This is a genomic window from Delftia sp. JD2 (genome assembly GCF_001682645.1).
GTDB classification, from domain to species: Bacteria; Pseudomonadota; Gammaproteobacteria; order Burkholderiales; family Burkholderiaceae_C; genus Comamonas; species Comamonas acidovorans.
In genome coordinates this window covers 60,610-77,617 of the sequence record NZ_LFJT01000002.1, presented here as the reverse complement: position 1 = coordinate 77,617, position 17,008 = coordinate 60,610, and the positions used below count along the sequence as shown (strand labels likewise).

The following is a 17,008-nucleotide window of genomic DNA, read 5'->3' as shown; positions in this document are numbered from 1 at the left end:
AGAGCCAGGGGCTTTTGTCTGTCCAGATCGCAAGTGTTCAACCGAGCGTCGCCAGCGCAGCGCCTGCAGCACGGGCACAAACCTTTCACACCCTTGCCTCCAAGACTGGCAACCAGCCAGCAGATTGGCCCATGCGACTTTGGGAAATGGCAGCAGCTTGCGTTGAGTCTGCTCCTACAGCCCCTCAAGCCGCGTCAGGCCAGACTGGGTCTCCCAAATCAAGAAGGAGCTCCAATGAATTCCAACAGCCTTCAGCGCCGCACCGCCCTGGCCCTCGTGATGTCCGCAGCACTGCTGGGTGCATGCGCCCAGACCCAGCCGGCGCCCAATGCGCCCGTCACTGCGGTCATGGGAACGGTTGACCTGAGGGAGCCCGCTCCGCTTGCGTCCGATGCCGTGCTGGTCGTCGAATTGCAGGACACCTCGCGCGCCGATGCTCCCGCCCCGGTGATATCCCAGCAGTCCATGCGGCTCGAAGGCCTCAAGCCGCCCTACAGCTTCAAGCTGCCCGTCGAGCCCAGCCGCCTGAATCCTGCCGCGCAATACACGGTCACCTCACGCATTACCCAGGGCAACCAACTCATCTTCATCAATGACACCGTCCACCCGGTCCTGACCCGTGGTGCAGGCTCGAAGGCCGACATGATGCTGGTGCGCGTCGCTCCCTGACCCCACTCCTTGAACAACCAAAGCCCGCAGGAAACCTGGCGGGCTTTGTCACGCAGGGCGCCAGACCGCCATCAAGGCATGCCGTTGGCGCCGTGCAGGCGAAAGCCCGGCCGCTCGCAAAGCCGTTCGTAGTAGGCGCGGACTGCAGGCAATTCAGGGCGCTCCATGGGCGCCGACATCCAGCGGTGCGTGGACAGACCCAGCACGATATCGGCGAGGCTCAATTGCGTGCCAGCAGCAAAGGCGCCGGTGCGCGACAACTGGTCCTCCAGAATGCGCATGTGGCGATGCCAGTTCACCATGCTGCCAGCCAGTTGCGCGGGGTCCTGATGCTCAGGGCTGTTTCTCACCAACCCCATGAAGGCATAGCGCCAGGCATTGTTCAGCTCGGTGGCCTGCCAATCCATCCACTGCTCGACAAGCGCGCGTTCGGCGGGTGCTGAAGGCAGCAGGTCCTGCCGGTCATGGCGGGACGCCAGGTAGCGGCAGATGGTATTGGACTCCCACAGCACCAGCGGCCCATCAAGCAGCACGGGAACCATCGCATTCGGATTGAGCGCCAGAAATCCCGGCTCCTGCGTCGATCGATGGTCTGAACCCCATTCCTCCTGGTCGAAAGAAATTCCCAACTCCACGCAAAGCCACAGCACCTTGCGCACATTGATGGACGATGACTTGCCCAGAATCCTGATCATTCGCTGCCTTCTTCGGTTTCGGTGATTTGCAGACCTGCATTGTCCCGCGCCATCCGACAAGAAATGCGACCGAACCTCCACCGCTGCCGCATGATGCAGGCATGCCCCTGGAAAAGCCCCCATCACGCCCAAGCGCCTGCGGCCCCGCGCTCTCAGATGCAGACCTCTGGACTGCCTACATTGATGCAAGCGCCGTACCCAACCCCGGACGCATGGCCATGGGCGCCGTCATCATCGCACCCGACGGACGCCGCCACCTTCTGTCCGAGCCCTGCCCCGAGCGAGGCTGCAACAACGAAGCCGAACTGCGCGCCCTGATGGCCGCGCTGCAGGCCCTGCAAGTCCTGCAGGCGCGCCGCCTGACCATCTTCACGGACAGCAGCATCCTGGTGGAGCAGTTGACTCCATCGCCACGCCCCATCAAGTCCATCGCGCGCCTGGCAGACCTGTTTGATGAGGCCCGCACCATGCTGACCAGGTTCGAGCACGTGCAACTGCGCTGGATTCCCCGCCACCGCAACACCGAGGCCGACGCCCTGGCCAGGGAAGCTCTTTTGCAGACGTGAAACCCGCTCCGCACCCACACCCTTTCGCAGGGTCTCGACTCAGACCGCCTGCTGCCTGTCCAGGCGCTTGAGGAACACCCCAATCTCCTTTACGACCTGGGCATCCCCCTTCTGCTGCGCGCAGGCCAATCCCGTATTCCACGCCCGCCGCGCTCCAGCAGCGTCGCCCAGCGCCAGCAATGCCCGGCCCAGCAGCTTCCACGCCACCGAATAGCCGGGATCGAGTTCAATGGCCCGCTCCAGGTGTGAATGAGCCACCCCAGGCGCCTCGCTTTCAAGATAGGTCTTGCCCAAGGTACAGCGCAGCAGGGCCGAGTCCTTGCCGGATGCGAGCAGGCCCTCAAGCCTTTGCGTCATTTCATTCATCTTCAAACCCCTTCTGCGGCAACACAGGCCCATGGCTACAGCGGCAAATTCTGCCTCTGCTATAATCCCATGGTTGTCTGCGCAGGCAATGCTGTATCTCACGCCGGCGCGTCGTGCACTACGACGAAAAAAACAACGGTGACAGCCGCAGAGACGTTCTGCCGTAAAACGATGGTCGCGTAAGAGCCATCGTCCACATTCCCAGAAAAAAGCCCGCTCCACAGCGGGCTTTTTGCATTGCACGGCGCATTTGGCTTGAGGCGGTCGCATCGGAATACAAAAAAACAGCTTTACGGCTCAGATGCATGCAACTTCGGCTGCTTTGACCCCATCAAGCACCTTGTTTCAATTTACACTTGACAACCAGGAAGGACCGGAGACGCAGACGCAAGCGCTCTCATTCAAAACCCCTAGCATGTGTCCTTCCTGGATTGATCGCATGGAACGCTCCATTCAGCGCCCCGGCCGCCTCCGCAGCCGGGGCGTTTTTTCTTGAGCGGCACCACGCCAGATACCAGCCCAGCAGGCGAAATCCGCAAAACACAAGCTTTTTCTAATTCCAGAGGAAGTTCTAGGTTTATTTGAGAATGATTCTTGTTTGCGTATATCATTCAAACCATGCTGCAGCATTCATGGTGTTGCAGCAGTTCAGTTTCATCGTGGGGCGACTCGTCAGGCCAGTTCAGCCTGCAGTCGTTTTTGCCAGCCAGCGGTATGCCGGTTAGCCAGGCTCTTTTTCAAGCACGATCGTTTCTGGATATCTCTCTCATTCCTTGCACCGAGACGGCGTCCGCAGCAGCAGACGCGCCACTTTCGCACCCAGCCCGGCCATCATCAAGCATCGGCCTGCGGCTGCACACCAAGATCCTCTCCCACCCATCCCTCTTGCACGCAGTCGGGCAAATGCCTGTCCGCAGTTTCCCCTGCCCCAAAGCAAAAAGCCCGGCCTACACGTGGTGCAGACCGGGCTTTCACGGCAGCATCAAGGTTTGCGGCGGCGCAGACGGATAGCCAGCCCACCCATCATCAGGCTCAGCAGCGCGACCGCCCACTCGCTCAGTGACGGAATCGCCGCCGGCGTGCCGCCACCGACCGCTGCAGGCAGCACCAGAGCCGAAGGATCTTCCACACGGCCATTGGCCAGAAGATCGTCATCGCCCAGGCCGCCATCGCGCAGCACGAAGGAGACGACGCGACCCTGCAGCGTTGCAGGTATGCGGTACCAGTGCTGCGTGGTGTTATCTGCCGTGCGGCCCCACTTCCAGTATTCAGCACCACTGGGCAGATCGTTCGGATAGGTCAGCCTGACCGTCACGAGCGCACCCGCATCACAGCCATCGGTATTGAGCTTCAACAGCCCGTGTGGCACCACCGCCCCAGGACGTGGAGTACCCGGTGCCGCCACGACCTGCGGCGGCTCGGCCAGGCGGCAGTTGGCACCACCGCCCACGACCTCGCCCGCAACCGCAATCTGGCTTGCTCCGGTGATGTTGAATCGATTGGCCGGGCCCACCGCGCCCGCTGCGGTCGCCATCAGCGGATAGCTGGCCGTCACAGCCGCATGGACACCATCGCTCACGCTCAGTTGAAGGCTGGCCGGGCCGGCCACCGAAGCCATGTACATGGCGGCGCGCAATTGCTGCGATACCTGTTCGGGGCTGCCGCGCATTTGTATGCCGGGCTGTGCAGCATCGGCATCCTCCAGGCCCAGCACCTGTCCGCCGCTGGCGACGATGGACAGTGTGACGACGGGGCTGTCGGCATCGGCCACCACGACGTCCGCCAGATCGGCCGCCTGCCCCACCACCACGGCCTGCGCATTGGCAGGCACGCCACTGAACGAGGGCGCCTGACCACCGAAATTCAGGCCCAGGAGGATGGGGTTGTGATCACTTGAACGATAGGCGGTGGGCGCATAGAAGCTGGCCTGCTGATCCAGCGACTTGAACTCGACGTTGTAGTCGAGCACCTCGGGCTCCTCGGCATTGATGGCCCACTTGACCGCACGCCCCACGCTGGGCTGCAGACTGGTGCTTACCAGCACATGGTCCAGCGAACCCCACATTCCGTCGAATGCGTAGGACAGCCCCTGGGAGACCTTGACATAGCCGCCGGCCTCCAGCGTGGTGATGGGGTCTTCCTTCGCATAGGCGTTGAAATCGCCCACCAGCACCACGTGGGGGCTGGTCGCGCCTGTGGGCCGGGTTGCCAGCCAGTTGCTCAGTTGCTGGGCCGTCTTCACGCGCGCCGCGTTGTTGGCGCCCTGGCCGTCAAGCACGTCCGCATTGCCCGCGCCACCGAGCACGCTGCCCTTGGATTTGAAATGGTTCACCACCAGGGTGAACTGCTCCGTGCTGCCGCCCACGGCAAAGGTCTGCGCAATCGGCACTCGGGCTCCGCCGATGCTTGCGTTGAAGGCATCGTAAGTAGAGACATTGGGTGCCGCTGCGCTGCCCACCGGCGTGACGCGGTCGCTGCGATAGACGATGGCCACGGTAATCGCATCCGTGCCCGCACCTGGCACCGTGCCTGCAGCCTCACTGAAGGGTGCCTTGACTACCGCATACACGGCGCCGGCAGGCTTGTCCGCACTCGCGTTCAAGGCGTCGGCCAGATCCTGGATGGCGCTGCCTGGGCCAAAGCCATTGTTCTGCACCTCCATCAGGCCGTACACATCGGCGCCCAGCCCCAGCAGATTGGCCACGATCTTGGCGCGCTGCCTGTCCAGCTCGGCAATGCTGTTGGCGCCGCGAATGCCTTGCTGGTTGCCCAGCGGCGTGTTGAACATCACCTGGGAAGAGCCGCTTGTGGCACCGGTCAGGTTGAAGAAATTGAGAACGTTGGCAGACGCGATCTTGAGCGTAGCCGCTCCCACGGCCTGCTGCAATTCAGCAGCAGAAGGTCGCGCGGCTCCCGTGAACTGCGGCGTCTGCGTGGGCTGCACGCGGTAGCTGGTCAGATAGGGCTCGCTGGCGGCAGCATCAAAGAACTGGTCGAGCACGCCGATGATGCGATCCACGCCATCGCCAGCGCGCAGCGTGTTGGACGCCGACAGCGGCAGGCCGCCACGGCCCGGCACGGGCTCGGGATTCTGGGCCCCGGACCGATCATCGAGAATGATCTGGCTGCGCTGCAGCGTCTGCACGTAGGCTGCATAGCCCGCCACGCTGGGAGCGTTGACTTCGGTGTACTGCGCCAACGGCGTATCGGCAGACAGCGTGACATTGCCGTAGCGGCCCAGCGTGCGGTTGTCGCTCACCACCAGCTTGCCGCCTGCGGTGGCGGATGCCACCTCCACACGCATGCCTTCCAGACGCTCCCATTGCCCCATATCGCTGACAGGCAGTGCGATGCGCACCGGCTCCGGCAAGGCCGCCGCGCCGCGGACCACGAAGTCCGTGATGGCGCTGAGCTGGGTCTGATTGCGGAACTCGCTCACCGAGGCGGAAATCTGCACCAGCTTGCCCACCGTGCTCTCATCCACGCCAGGATTGGCGTTGCCGTAGTAGACAAAGATGCCCTCCGAGGTAGCAGCGTCTCCATCGGAGTCTGCCGCCTCTTCCTGCACGAAGAAGCCGCTCAGTCCAGGCATATAGGCCGTCACCACGGCACTCACCGTCACCTTCTGCCCCACCAGAGGAGACTGATCGCCAGAGCCCTGGACCGCAGAAATCCTGGTGACCGGCGGCTCGTCTCCTGTCGTGAAGCCCAGCGTCGTGCCGGTCCACACATTGCCCGAGGTATCCAACACCGGCTCACCCACGGAAACCAGGCTATAGGGCGTATTGACCGCCAGCCGCACACCCGCGTTGAGCGTGATGGTCGAGCCACTGAATTTCACCTGCGCCGCATCGCCAGCCTGCAGCGTTGCCACCACCGTGGCGCCCTGGCGCAGTTCGAAGCTGCCGCTACCGGGCTTCACCGCCTCATCGAAACTCAGCTTGATTTCGGGATTCAGCGCCACCCCGGTCGCCGCCGCCGCGGGAATGCTTGCCTGCAGCGTGGGCGCCGTGGTGTCGGGCAGCGCCAGAGTGATGGAGACGTCATCAATGGCCAGGCCGTGGTCGTTGCCCACATCATTGAGCTCCACCCAACGCAGCCACAGCGTGGCACCTGGCGCCCAGCCCAGGCCGCGCAGATCCCCGCCCACATTGTTCACCCGCCCGCCCACATTGCCGTCCACGGCGGCAGCAGTGCCGGTGGCAACAGGCGATTGCCAATTGAAGTTCGCGCCGGCAGGCAGCCATTCAGGCACGTCGGCAAAGGCGGCTCCCATGCCGTACTCCAGCACCATGGACTGCCGTTCCGTATTGCCACCATTGCGCCATTGCTCGCCGTTGAATCGCAAGGTGATGCCATCGACCGAGCCACCCGTGTCATTTCGCACTGCCAGCGCAATCCAACCCGCTACGGCGCCCTGGGCCGGGCTGCCAAAGTAGGCACCGCCTGATGCCACGCCCCCCAAGGCACGGTCCGCGCTCAGCCCCAGGCTGTAGAAGCTGCCGGTGTTGGAGGCACCATTGCCAGCGACGTAAGAGGTGATGGATGCCAGGCTCTTGTTGAAGAGAAACCAGCCCGGCAAGGTGCTGTTATTGGCCCAGGCCAGCCCCGCCCCGGACGCGGCCAGGGTGTCGAAATCCTGCGTGTAGGTGCCGTTGAAGGGAACCTGCGCCCATACCCCGGCAGATGCCGACAGAAGCAGGCCCGCACCATACAGACGCCAACGATGGCGCTGCAATGGCGCACTCATCGGATTGGCCGGGTTGAAAACAAATGGAATCAGCGTGGCAGCAATGGACATGGATGCGCAATAAAAAAACAATGCGCTTCCCCCCATGGTTGCGCAACTCCCGGTTTATCGCGCATGGAGATGACCAGCCTGTGACTCGGCAGATGCTCCCCCGTCCTACGTGCAGACTCGCTTCTCACCCATCGGCCGGCCTGCGCACGGCAGGCATCATCGCCATCAGTTTCTGCACCGTTTCATTGCCGGGTCTGGGGCATTTCCTCCTCCCTCCCTCTCATTCCCCCAGGAAGCTTTCAAAAAGCACCGGCTCTTTCTTCCCAGGCCAGCGCAAGCCGCTGGCCTTTTTCTTGGGCGCACCTCATCGCCCCAACCATCCCCATCACCTGTTCTGAACGCGCTACGTCGCTGGTGACCGTTCCTGCATTCGCACACTCTTTTTCTTACTCATAACTTACAAAATATTCATACCCGTGATATACACGCGCATCTCCCACTGAAAATCATCATTGCCATGACATCCGACTACAAGGCCCTGCTGCAACAAAAAGCCGAGCTTGAGAAAAAAATCGACGCCCTCATCCAGAATGCGAAAACCGATGCGATCGCTGAAGCAAAGGCGATGGTGCAGCAATATGGTTTGACGAAGGAGGATGTCTTCCCCTCCGCCAAGAGCAAATCCGGCAAGGCCAGCAAGCACAGCGTGGGAGAGCCCAAATTCCGCAACCCAGAAACCGGCGCCACCTGGACAGGCCGCGGCAAGCCGCCCAAGTGGATAGAAGGCAAGGACCGCGCAAGCCTCGCCATCTGAGAATCGACACCGGGCGCCGGCCATACCCCCCAGTCGGCGCCCCCTATTTCGCCGCGTTGCCATACCATGCGATTTCCAACACAAGGAGGAAACGCACATGAGCAAACAGAGCACAGAAACCCTGTTGGCAGCAGAACTGGCTGACCACTTCATAGAAGTCATCCTGTCCAACAAACCAGAGCTGTTGGTCTCGGGCATCGGCGGGGTGGCAGACCTGCACCACATACAGCATGGCGCCAAGGCCCTGGCGCATTTCCGCCTCACACTGATCCAGGAACTGTCGCAACAACCCATGCCCGACATGGGCAGCAGCTGAAGCAACCCTGGGCCAGCCTCCTTGCCGAACCCGTTCCCGCAGCCCGTGCGAAATCCGCGCGATTCCGACGACACCGCAGGACAGTTGAAGGCAAAAAAAAACCGCCACACGCTGAGGTCATCAGTGTGTGGCGGTGTCTTGGATGGTGGAGCTGGCGGGAATTGAACCCGCGTCCGCAAGCCTTCGCCGGGCAGATCTACATGTTTAGCGTTCTGTTTTGAGTCTCGCCTCCCAAGTCGCGCAGGCGCACGCTACCCGGGATGCCAGCTTCCTTGGATCTTGCCACGTACTAAGAAGCCCAGCACGCAGCCAGCTGATGTAAATTCCCTTGCAGCCGGGAGGTATTGCTACCCCCTTGCCCAGCCCATCAGCGTGCTGTTGCAAGGCTCACCGGATTTAAGCGGCGAGTGCGAAACGTTCGTCGTTTGCAGTTAGTTTTTTGAATGGAGATTTACGAGCGTCACTCAAGCTCGACATGCACCACACCGGTCCCGAACCCACGTCGAAACCAGGACAGCCCCAAGGCTCCTATCTTAGCCTCTTTCCAGCAGTTTCAAGAGCTCCAGTGGAGAATAGATTTGCGCATCCGCCTGCCACTGCAGTGTATCGCCCGCTGCGCCGAGGTAGCCGTAGCAGGCCGCCACGGTCTTCATGCCTGCGGCCTTGCCTGCAACGATGTCGCGCTCATCATCACCCACATAGACAAAACACTGCGGAGGCAGGCCGATACGCGCGGCAGCTTCCAGCAACGGTGCTGGATGGGGCTTTGCGTGGGGCGTGGTATCACCGCTGACGATGGCACCCGCGCTCGCGAAAAGCGGCATCTGCTGCGTCAGCGGATCGGTGAAACGCATGGATTTATTGGTGACCACTCCCCAGGGCATGGATGCCGCCTGAAGCTGTGCAATGAGCTCCGGGACACCATCGAACGCATAGGTGCGCTCGGTCATGCACTGCTCGTAGTTGCGGAAAAACTCCTCGCGCATCTCCGGAAACTCCGGCGAGTCAGGCGTGAGCCCGAAGCCCACTCCCAGCATCCCCCGTGCCCCGGCGCCCGCCATGGGCCGATACCGCTCATAGGGAAGCGACTGCAGGCCACGGTCAATGCGCATCCTGTCTGCGGCCGCACCCAGGTCGGGTGCACTGTCGATCAAGGTGCCGTCCAGGTCGAACAGAACAGCTCGGACTTCTTGCCACATGCGGCTCACCCTTCTGCCCGGCGCGTTGCCAGCATGTAGTTCACCGACGTGTCCGCGCTGAGCCAATAGCGCCCGGTGATGGGGTTGTGCTGCAGGCCCTTGCTGGCCTGCAGGTCAAGGCCAGCCTGACGGGCAAACATGGCGAGTTCGCTGGGCTGGATCAGCTTGGCGTACTCATGCGTCCCCTTGGGAATCATCTTGAGCAGGTACTCCGCCGCCACAATGGCCAGACCAAAGGCCTTGGCACTGCGGTTGATGGTGGAGAAGAACACCCAGCCCCCAGGCTTGACCAGCTCGGCGCAGGCCGCGACCACGGAAGCGGGATCGGGCACATGCTCGAGCATCTCCATGCAGGTCACCACGTCAAAGGAGCCCGGCTGCTCCTCGGCCAGACGTTCCACGCTGACTTCGTGGTAGTGGATGTTCGGAGTACCCGTTTCCAGCGCATGCAACTGGGCCACACGCAATGCCTTGGTGGCCAGGTCGATGCCCACCACCTCTCTCGCCCCCTTGCGGGCCATGGAATCGGCGAGGATGCCGCCGCCGCAGCCGACATCAAGGACCCTGCGGCCCTTCAAGGGAGCTTGCGCATCAATCCAGTCCAGGCGCAACGGATTGATCTGATGCAAAGGTTTGAACTCACTTTCCGGGTCCCACCAGCGATGGGCCAGGCTGGAGAATTTCTCCAGCTCCGCCGGGTCGGCATTGACGTTGATTGCGTTGCTCATGGCTCGATTGTCGGTGATTGCGACGACCGTTCGGCCATAAAAAAAGCCCCGTTGCCGGGGCTTTTGCGGGAAGCAATCGAAAGATTACTGAGCGGCGCGGGTGCCGACCACTTCGATTTCCACGCGACGGTTCTTTGCGCGGCCTTCCTTGGTCTTGTTGTCGGCGATGGGCTGCTTTTCGCCCTTGCCTTCAGTGTAGACGCGGTTCTTTTCGATGCCCTTGGACACCAGGTAAGCCTTCACAGCTTCAGCGCGGCGAACCGACAGCTTCTGGTTGTAGGCGTCAGAGCCAACGGAGTCGGTGTGACCGACGGCGATGACCACTTCCAGGTTGATACCCTTGACCTTGGAGGCCAGGTCATCCAGCTTGGCCTTGCCTTCGGGCTTCAGAACCGACTTGTCGAAGTCGAAGAAAGCGTCAGCAGAGAAGGTCACCTTGGAAGCCACGGCCGGAGCGGGAGCCGGTGCCGGAGCGGGAGCTGCCGGAGCGGGCGTTGCGGCAGGAGCCACAGCGGCTGCCACAGGCTTCAGGGCACCGTCGCAGTCAGCTGCTGCAGTGGCGGGCGTCCAGTTGGCATCGCGCCAGCACAGTTCGTTCGTGCCGTTCTTCCACACCAGTTCGCTGGTGCCGTTTTGCCAGTTGTCGATGGTCTTGCCACCGTCAGCAGCCTTCACTTGTGCGCCAGCAGCCGTTGCGAGGGCGGCAGAGGCAAACAACATCGCCACTTTGTTCAGTTTCTTCATGGTTCTCCTCTTGGGGAAAAAGCCGCAGCAGGGCTGCGAATCTGTGGACGTTATCAGTGACCATCACCAAAAACGTTGAATTGATTGTGCCATACGTCACAAGCAGACGGACCGCCAAGCGGGCGCCAACAAGTAGGACAGCGGCGGAATTCCAGGGTTATGTTGCTCGGCTGCTACACGTCATTCGACCTAAAATGGGCCTTTTCCCGCCGTCAGAGTATCGCCACACATGACCCAGTTTGCTAAAGAAACCCTGCCCATCAGCCTCGAAGAGGAGATGCGTCGCAGCTATCTCGATTACGCAATGAGCGTGATCGTGGGCCGGGCGCTGCCCGATGCGCGAGATGGTCTCAAGCCTGTGCATCGGCGCGTGCTGTTCGCCATGCACGAGCTCAACAACGACTGGAACCGGCCGTACAAGAAGTCGGCGCGTATCGTCGGCGACGTGATCGGCAAGTACCACCCGCACGGAGACAGCGCGGTGTACGACACCATCGTGCGCATGGCACAGGATTTCTCGCTGCGCCACATGCTGGTCGACGGGCAGGGCAACTTCGGTTCGGTGGACGGGGACAGCGCGGCGGCGATGCGTTACACCGAAATCCGCCTGTCCAAGATCTCCCACGAGATGCTGGGCGACATCGACAAGGAGACGGTGGACTACGGCCCGAACTACGACGGCAGCGAGCGCGAGCCGCTGGTGCTGCCTGCGCGGCTGCCCAACCTGCTGGTCAATGGTTCCTCGGGTATTGCCGTGGGCATGGCCACCAACATTCCTCCGCACAACCTCAACGAGGTGGTGGATGCCTGCCTGCACCTGCTGCAGACGCCTCAGGCCACCATCGACGAGCTGATGGAGATCATTCCCGCGCCTGACTTCCCCACGGCCGGCATCATCTATGGCATCAACGGTGTCAAGGAAGGCTACCGCACGGGTCGCGGACGCGTGGTGATGCGCGCCAAGTGCCACTTCGAGGACATCGATCGTGGCCAGCGCCAGGCCATCATCGTCGATGAGCTGCCCTACCAGGTCAACAAGAAGACGCTGCAGGAGCGCATGGCCGAGCTGGTGCACGAAAAGAAGATCGAGGGCATCAGCCACATCCAGGACGAGTCCGACAAGTCGGGCATGCGACTGGTGATCGAGCTCAAGCGCGGCGAAGTGCCCGAGGTCGTGCTCAACAACCTGTACAAGCTGACCCAGCTGCAAGACACCTTCGGCATGAACATGGTGGCGCTGGTCGATGGCCAGCCCAAGCTGTGCAATCTGAAGGATCTGGTCGAGGTCTTCCTGCAGCACCGCCGCGAAGTGGTCACGCGCCGCACGGTGTATGAGCTGCGCAAGGCGCGCGAGCGCGGCCATGTGCTGGAAGGCCTGGCGGTCGCGCTGGCCAACATCGACGACTTCATCGCCATCATCCGCAACGCGCCGACGCCGCCTGTGGCCAAGGCCGAGCTGATGACGCGCAACTGGGACAGCAAGCTGGTGCGCGAGATGCTCACGCGCACCCGCACCGATGGCGGCGTGGTCAACGCCGACGACTACCGCCCCGACGGGCTGGAGCGCGAATTCGGCATGCAGGCCGATGGCCTGTACCGCCTGTCCGAAACCCAGGCCCAGGAAATCCTGCAGATGCGCCTGCAGCGCCTGACCGGCCTGGAGCAGGACAAGATCGTCGCCGAGTACAAGGACGTGATGTCCGTCATCGAGGACCTGCTGGACATCCTGTCCAAGCCCGAGCGCGTGTCGGCCATCATTGGCGACGAGCTCAAGCAGATCAAGGCCGAGTTCGGCCAGAGCAAGGTCGGCGCCCGCCGCAGCACGGTCGAATACAGCGCGCAGGACCTGTCCACCGAGGACCTGATCACGCCCACCGACATGGTGGTCACGCTCAGCCACACGGGCTACATCAAGAGCCAGCCGCTGTCCGAGTACCGCTCGCAAAAGCGCGGCGGACGCGGCAAGCAGGCCACGGCCACCAAGGAAGACGACTGGATCGACCAGCTGTTCATCGCCAACACGCACGACTACCTGCTGTGCTTCTCCAACCGCGGCCGCCTGTACTGGCTCAAGGTCTGGGAAGTGCCCGCAGGTTCGCGCGGCTCGCGCGGACGCCCCATCGTCAACATGTTCCCGCTGCAGGATGGCGAGAAGATCAACGTGGTGCTGCCGCTGACGGGCGAGTACCGCAGCTTCCCGGCCGACCACTATGTGTTCATGTCCACCAGCATGGGCACCGTGAAGAAGACGGCGCTGGACGAGTTCTCCAACCCGCGCAAGGCCGGCATCATCGCCGTGGGCCTGGACGAGGGCGACTTCCTGATCGGCGCAGCCCTCACCGACGGCAAGCATGACGTGATGCTGTTCAGCGACGGCGGCAAGGCCGTGCGCTTCGACGAAAACGACGTGCGCCCAATGGGCCGCAACGCGCGTGGCGTCAAGGGCATGAACCTGGAAGAAGGCCAGAGCGTGATCGCCATGCTGGTGGCCGAGGACGAGTCGCAAAGCGTGCTCACGGCCACCGAGAACGGCTACGGCAAGCGCACCTCCATCGTCGAGTACACGCGCCATGGCCGCGGCACCAAGGGCATGATTGCCATCCAGCAGTCCGAGCGCAACGGCAAGGTCGTAGCCGCCACCCTGGTGCATGCCGATGACGAAATCATGCTGATCACCGACACTGGCGTACTGGTGCGCACCCGGGTCTCGGAAATCCGCGAACTGGGCCGCGCCACCCAGGGCGTGACGCTGATCTCCCTGGACGAAGGCGCCAAGCTCGGCGGCCTGCAGCGCATCGTTGAAAACGATGCCAACGAAGTCGAGGACGAGGCCACGGGCGAGGAGGCCACGGGCGGCGACGAAGCCGCTGCCGAAGGCACGGGCGAGCCCGCCTGATGACCCAGCCGCCGCTGGGACTGCCTCCCGCACCGGGAGCGCAGCCCCAGCGGCGGCCCAGATTTTTGACAGTTGCAGGCACCGCCCGAACTGGCGCCTGCGCGTGACTTGACAGTGAACTCCATGAACCGCCCTTACAACTTCTCCGCCGGCCCAGCCGCCATTCCCGCCGAAGTGCTGCAGCAGGCAGCCGCCGAAATGCTCGACTGGCACGGGTCCGGCATGAGCGTGATGGAGATGAGCCACCGCGGCAAGGAGTTCATCTCCATCTATGAACAGGCCGAGGCCGACCTGCGCGAGCTGCTGGCCGTACCGCCCGAGTTCAAGATCCTGTTCATGCAGGGCGGCGGCCTGGCCGAGAACGCCATCGTTCCCCTGAACCTCTCGCGCGCCGGCACGGTGGACTTCGTGCTCAGCGGCAGCTGGAGCCAGAAGTCGGCCAAGGAAGCACGCAAGTACGTGGCCGACGCGCACATCGCGGCCAGCGGCGAGGAGGGCAAGTTCACCGCCCTGCCCGCCCCCGAGAGCTGGCAACTGAGCCGCGGCGCCAGCTATGTGCACATCTGCAGCAACGAAACCATCCATGGCGTGGAATTCCAGGAGCTGCCCGACCTGAAGGCGCTGGGCTGCGATGCTCCGCTGGTGGTTGACTTCTCCTCGCACGTGGCCTCGCGCCCCGTCGATTGGAGCCGCGTGGGCCTGGCGTTCGGCGGCGCGCAGAAGAACCTGGGCCCGGCCGGCCTGACCCTGGTCATCGTGCGCGAGGATCTGCTGGGCCACGCCCTGCCGGCCTGCCCTTCGGCCTTCGACTACAAGACCGTGGCCGACAACCAGTCGATGTACAACACGCCTCCGACCTGGGGCATCTACATCGCGGGCCTCACGTTCCAATGGATCAAGCGCCAGACCGAAGGCGGCCTGACCGGCGTGGCCGCCCTGGAGGCGCGCAACATCGCCAAGGCCGACCTGTTCTACCAGTACGTGGACCAGTCCTCGTTCTACGTGAACAAGGTCGCTGCCAATTGCCGCTCGCGCATGAACATCCCCTTCTTCCTGCGCGACGAATCGCGCAATGACGCCTTCCTGGCCGGAGCCCGGGAACGCGGCCTGCTGCAGCTCAAGGGCCACAAGTCCGTCGGCGGCATGCGTGCCAGCATCTACAACGCCATGCCCATCGCTGGCGTGCAGGCGCTGGTGGAGTACATGCGCGAATTCGAACAGCGCAACGCCTGACCGACCCACACTCCCGCCCATGAGCACCACACCCCAAGCCTCTCCCGATCTGGCGCATCTGCGCGTGCAGATCGACGATATCGACCAGCAACTGCTGGACCTGCTGAACCGACGTGCCCGCGTGGCAGAGCAGGTCGGCGAGGTCAAGAAGCGTGAAGGCACGCCCTTCTTCCGCCCGGACCGCGTGGCCCAGGTCATCCAGAAGATCGAGTCCGCCAATCCCGGCCCGCTCAAGAACGGCCATGTCTCGGCCATCTGGCGCGAGATCATGTCGGCCTGCCTGGCGCTGGAGTCGCCCCAGCGCGTGGCCGTGCTGGGCCCGGCGGGCACGTTCTGCGAGGAAGCCGCCATCCAGTACTTCGGCGGCGCGGCCGATCTGATGTACTGCAACAGCTTCGACGAGGTGTTCCACGCCACGGCCGCAGGCAGCGCGCAGTACGGCGTGGTGGGCGTGGAGAACTCCAACGAAGGCGTGGTCACGCGCTCGCTGGACATGTTCCTGCACACGCCCTGCCACGTGGTGGGCGAGGTCAGCCTGCTGGTGCGCCACAACCTGCTTCGCAGCAGCAACACGACCGAGGGCATCGAGGTCGTGGCAGCCCATCCCCAGGCCCTGGCCCAGTGCCAGGGCTGGCTGGCCAAGCACCTGCCGCACGCCGAGCGCCGCCCGGTGTCCAGCAATGCCGAAGGCGCCCGCCTGGCCGCGCTGCACCCCAACATCGCCGGCCTGGCCAGCGAACGCGCGGCCCAGCAATTCGGCCTGCATGTGGTGGCGCATGCCATCCAGGACGATGCCTACAACCGCACGCGCTTCGCCGTCATCTGCCTGCCGCACACGCTGGCCACGCCCTCGCCCAGCGGCCAGGATTGCACCAGCATCATCATCTCCGTGCCCAACCGCCCCGGCGCCGTGCATGACCTGCTGGTGCCGCTCAAGAGGCACGGCGTGTCGATGACGCGCTTCGAGTCGCGCCCCGCGCGCACCGGCCAGTGGGAGTACTACTTCTACATCGACCTCGAAGGCCACCCGGCACAGCCCAATGTGGCCAGCGCGCTGGAAGAGTTGCGCGGCCTGTGTGCCTTCTACAAGGTGCTGGGCACCTACCCGGTATCCAAGTGATGCAGCCCTTTGAACAACTGGGCCTGATCGGCTGCGGCCTCATGGGCGGCTCGTTCGCCCTGGCGCTCAAGCAGGCAGGGCTGGTCAAGCGCGTCGTGGGTTACAGCAAGTCGCCTTCGACGACCGAACGCGCTCGCCAGATGGGCGTCATCGATGTGGAGGCCCCCTCCGCCCTGCTGGCCGCCGCCGGTGCCGACCTGGTGCTGCTGGCCGTGCCTGTGGCGGCGACCGAGGCCACGCTCAAGTCCATCAAGCACCTGGTCACGCCCGAGATGATGATCATGGACGTGGGCTCCACCAAGGTCGATGTGGTGCATGCCGCCCGCTCGGCCCTGCGCGACCAGCTCGGCTCCTTCGTGCCGGCCCATCCCATTGCAGGCAAGGAAGTCTCGGGCGTCGAGCACTCCGCCCCCCAGCTGTACAAGGGCGCACAGGTCATCCTGACGCCCACCGAACGCACGCTGACCGACCACCTGCAAAAGGCCCGCTCCCTGTGGGAACTGCTGGGCTGCCGCGTGCGCGCCATGTCGCCCGAAGCCCACGACAGCGCCTTTGCCACGGTCAGCCACCTGCCGCATCTGCTGGCCTTCGCCATGATGCAAAGCGTGATCACCCAGCCCGACTCCGACGACGTGCTGTCACTGGCCGGCCCCGGCTTCCGCGACTTCACACGCATTGCCGCAGGCGATCCCAAGATGTGGCGTGATGTGCTGCTGGCCAACAGCGAGCAGGTTCTGGCACAGTCGCGCCAGTTCCAGCAGGCGCTGCAGCAACTCGAATCCCTGATCCAGGCCGGTGACGGACAAGGTCTTGAAGACCGCCTGACCCTGGCCAGTGCCGCGCGCGCCCATTGGCGCATGGGCGCTCCGCGCCGCTGACGCGCAACGCAGGGCAAGCGTCAGACGCAAGCCCGGCGCACCC

The 17,008-nt window shown here is 63.4% G+C and carries 14 protein-coding genes and 1 other RNA gene; 8 read left to right on the top strand and 7 right to left on the bottom strand.

Going from position 1 to position 17,008, the window contains the following annotated elements:
• Positions 1–234 precede the first annotated feature (234 nt).
• Entirely contained in the window at positions 235–669 is a 435-nt protein-coding gene (locus ACM14_RS01440; protein WP_065345054.1) for a YbaY family lipoprotein, read from the top strand.
• Between the two features lie 71 nt (positions 670–740).
• On the opposite strand, the gene ACM14_RS01435 is transcribed toward ACM14_RS01440, so the two are convergent.
• A complete protein-coding gene (locus ACM14_RS01435) occupies positions 741–1,364 on the bottom strand; it encodes a glutathione S-transferase family protein (RefSeq protein WP_065345053.1) in 624 nt (207 codons plus the stop codon).
• Between the two features lie 101 nt (positions 1,365–1,465).
• Between ACM14_RS01435 and ACM14_RS01430 the strand changes: the two genes are divergently transcribed.
• Positions 1,466–1,930 (top strand): ribonuclease HI family protein, encoded by a 465-nt coding sequence (locus ACM14_RS01430; protein WP_084027239.1) that lies wholly within the window; start codon positions 1,466–1,468, stop codon positions 1,928–1,930.
• 39 nt (positions 1,931–1,969) lie between these two features.
• Here ACM14_RS01430 and ACM14_RS01425 read toward each other — a convergent pair whose 3' ends face one another.
• Together ACM14_RS01425 and ACM14_RS01420 are read right to left on the bottom strand one after the other, a co-directional pair.
• Positions 1,970–2,296, bottom strand: coding sequence for a tetratricopeptide repeat protein (locus ACM14_RS01425; RefSeq protein ID WP_084027250.1), 327 nt, complete (start codon positions 2,294–2,296; stop codon positions 1,970–1,972).
• A gap of 982 nt (positions 2,297–3,278) precedes the next feature.
• Positions 3,279–7,097, bottom strand: coding sequence for an ExeM/NucH family extracellular endonuclease (locus ACM14_RS01420; RefSeq protein WP_065345050.1), 3,819 nt, complete (start codon positions 7,095–7,097; stop codon positions 3,279–3,281).
• Positions 7,098–7,554: 457 nt separating this feature from the next.
• Here ACM14_RS01420 and ACM14_RS01415 point away from each other — a divergent pair, with 457 nt between their 5' ends.
• Together ACM14_RS01415 and ACM14_RS01410 are read left to right on the top strand one after the other, a co-directional pair.
• Positions 7,555–7,851, top strand: coding sequence for an H-NS histone family protein (locus tag ACM14_RS01415; RefSeq protein ID WP_065345049.1), 297 nt, complete (start codon positions 7,555–7,557; stop codon positions 7,849–7,851).
• Positions 7,852–7,948: 97 nt separating this feature from the next.
• Entirely contained in the window at positions 7,949–8,167 is a 219-nt protein-coding gene (locus tag ACM14_RS01410) for a hypothetical protein (protein ID WP_013801634.1), read from the top strand.
• Positions 8,168–8,310: 143 nt separating this feature from the next.
• Here ACM14_RS01410 and ssrA read toward each other — a convergent pair.
• From ssrA to ompA, 4 genes are all read right to left on the bottom strand, one after another.
• Positions 8,311–8,688: a transfer-messenger RNA gene (gene ssrA, locus ACM14_RS01405) on the bottom strand.
• A gap of 12 nt (positions 8,689–8,700) precedes the next feature.
• Positions 8,701–9,366, bottom strand: a complete 666-nt coding sequence (locus ACM14_RS01400) for an HAD family hydrolase (protein WP_013801633.1) — start codon at positions 9,364–9,366, stop codon at positions 8,701–8,703.
• A 5-nt stretch (positions 9,367–9,371) separates the two neighbouring features.
• Complete coding sequence (ubiG, locus tag ACM14_RS01395) at positions 9,372–10,094, bottom strand: bifunctional 2-polyprenyl-6-hydroxyphenol methylase/3-demethylubiquinol 3-O-methyltransferase UbiG (RefSeq protein WP_012206516.1); 723 nt, start codon at positions 10,092–10,094, stop codon at positions 9,372–9,374.
• Between the two features lie 84 nt (positions 10,095–10,178).
• On the bottom strand, positions 10,179–10,838 hold the full coding sequence (gene ompA, locus ACM14_RS01390) for an outer membrane protein OmpA (RefSeq protein WP_012206517.1): 660 nt from the start codon (positions 10,836–10,838) through the stop codon (positions 10,179–10,181).
• Between the two features lie 229 nt (positions 10,839–11,067).
• Here ompA and gyrA point away from each other — a divergent pair, with 229 nt between their 5' ends.
• The 4 genes from gyrA (at position 11,068) to ACM14_RS01370 (ending at position 16,965) form a co-directional block, all read left to right on the top strand.
• Complete coding sequence (gene gyrA / locus ACM14_RS01385) at positions 11,068–13,734, top strand: DNA gyrase subunit A (protein WP_034395021.1); 2,667 nt, start codon at positions 11,068–11,070, stop codon at positions 13,732–13,734.
• A 123-nt stretch (positions 13,735–13,857) separates the two neighbouring features.
• On the top strand, positions 13,858–14,967 hold the full coding sequence (serC, locus tag ACM14_RS01380; protein WP_063325831.1) for a 3-phosphoserine/phosphohydroxythreonine transaminase: 1,110 nt from the start codon (positions 13,858–13,860) through the stop codon (positions 14,965–14,967).
• A gap of 19 nt (positions 14,968–14,986) precedes the next feature.
• The gene (gene pheA, locus ACM14_RS01375) at positions 14,987–16,087 is read left to right on the top strand and encodes a prephenate dehydratase (protein ID WP_013801628.1); all 1,101 of its coding nucleotides are present in this window, start codon (positions 14,987–14,989) and stop codon (positions 16,085–16,087) included.
• Complete coding sequence (locus tag ACM14_RS01370; protein WP_065345048.1) at positions 16,087–16,965, top strand: prephenate dehydrogenase/arogenate dehydrogenase family protein; 879 nt, start codon at positions 16,087–16,089, stop codon at positions 16,963–16,965. Before pheA ends, ACM14_RS01370 begins: the two co-directional genes overlap by 1 nt.
• Positions 16,966–17,008 lie beyond the last annotated feature (43 nt).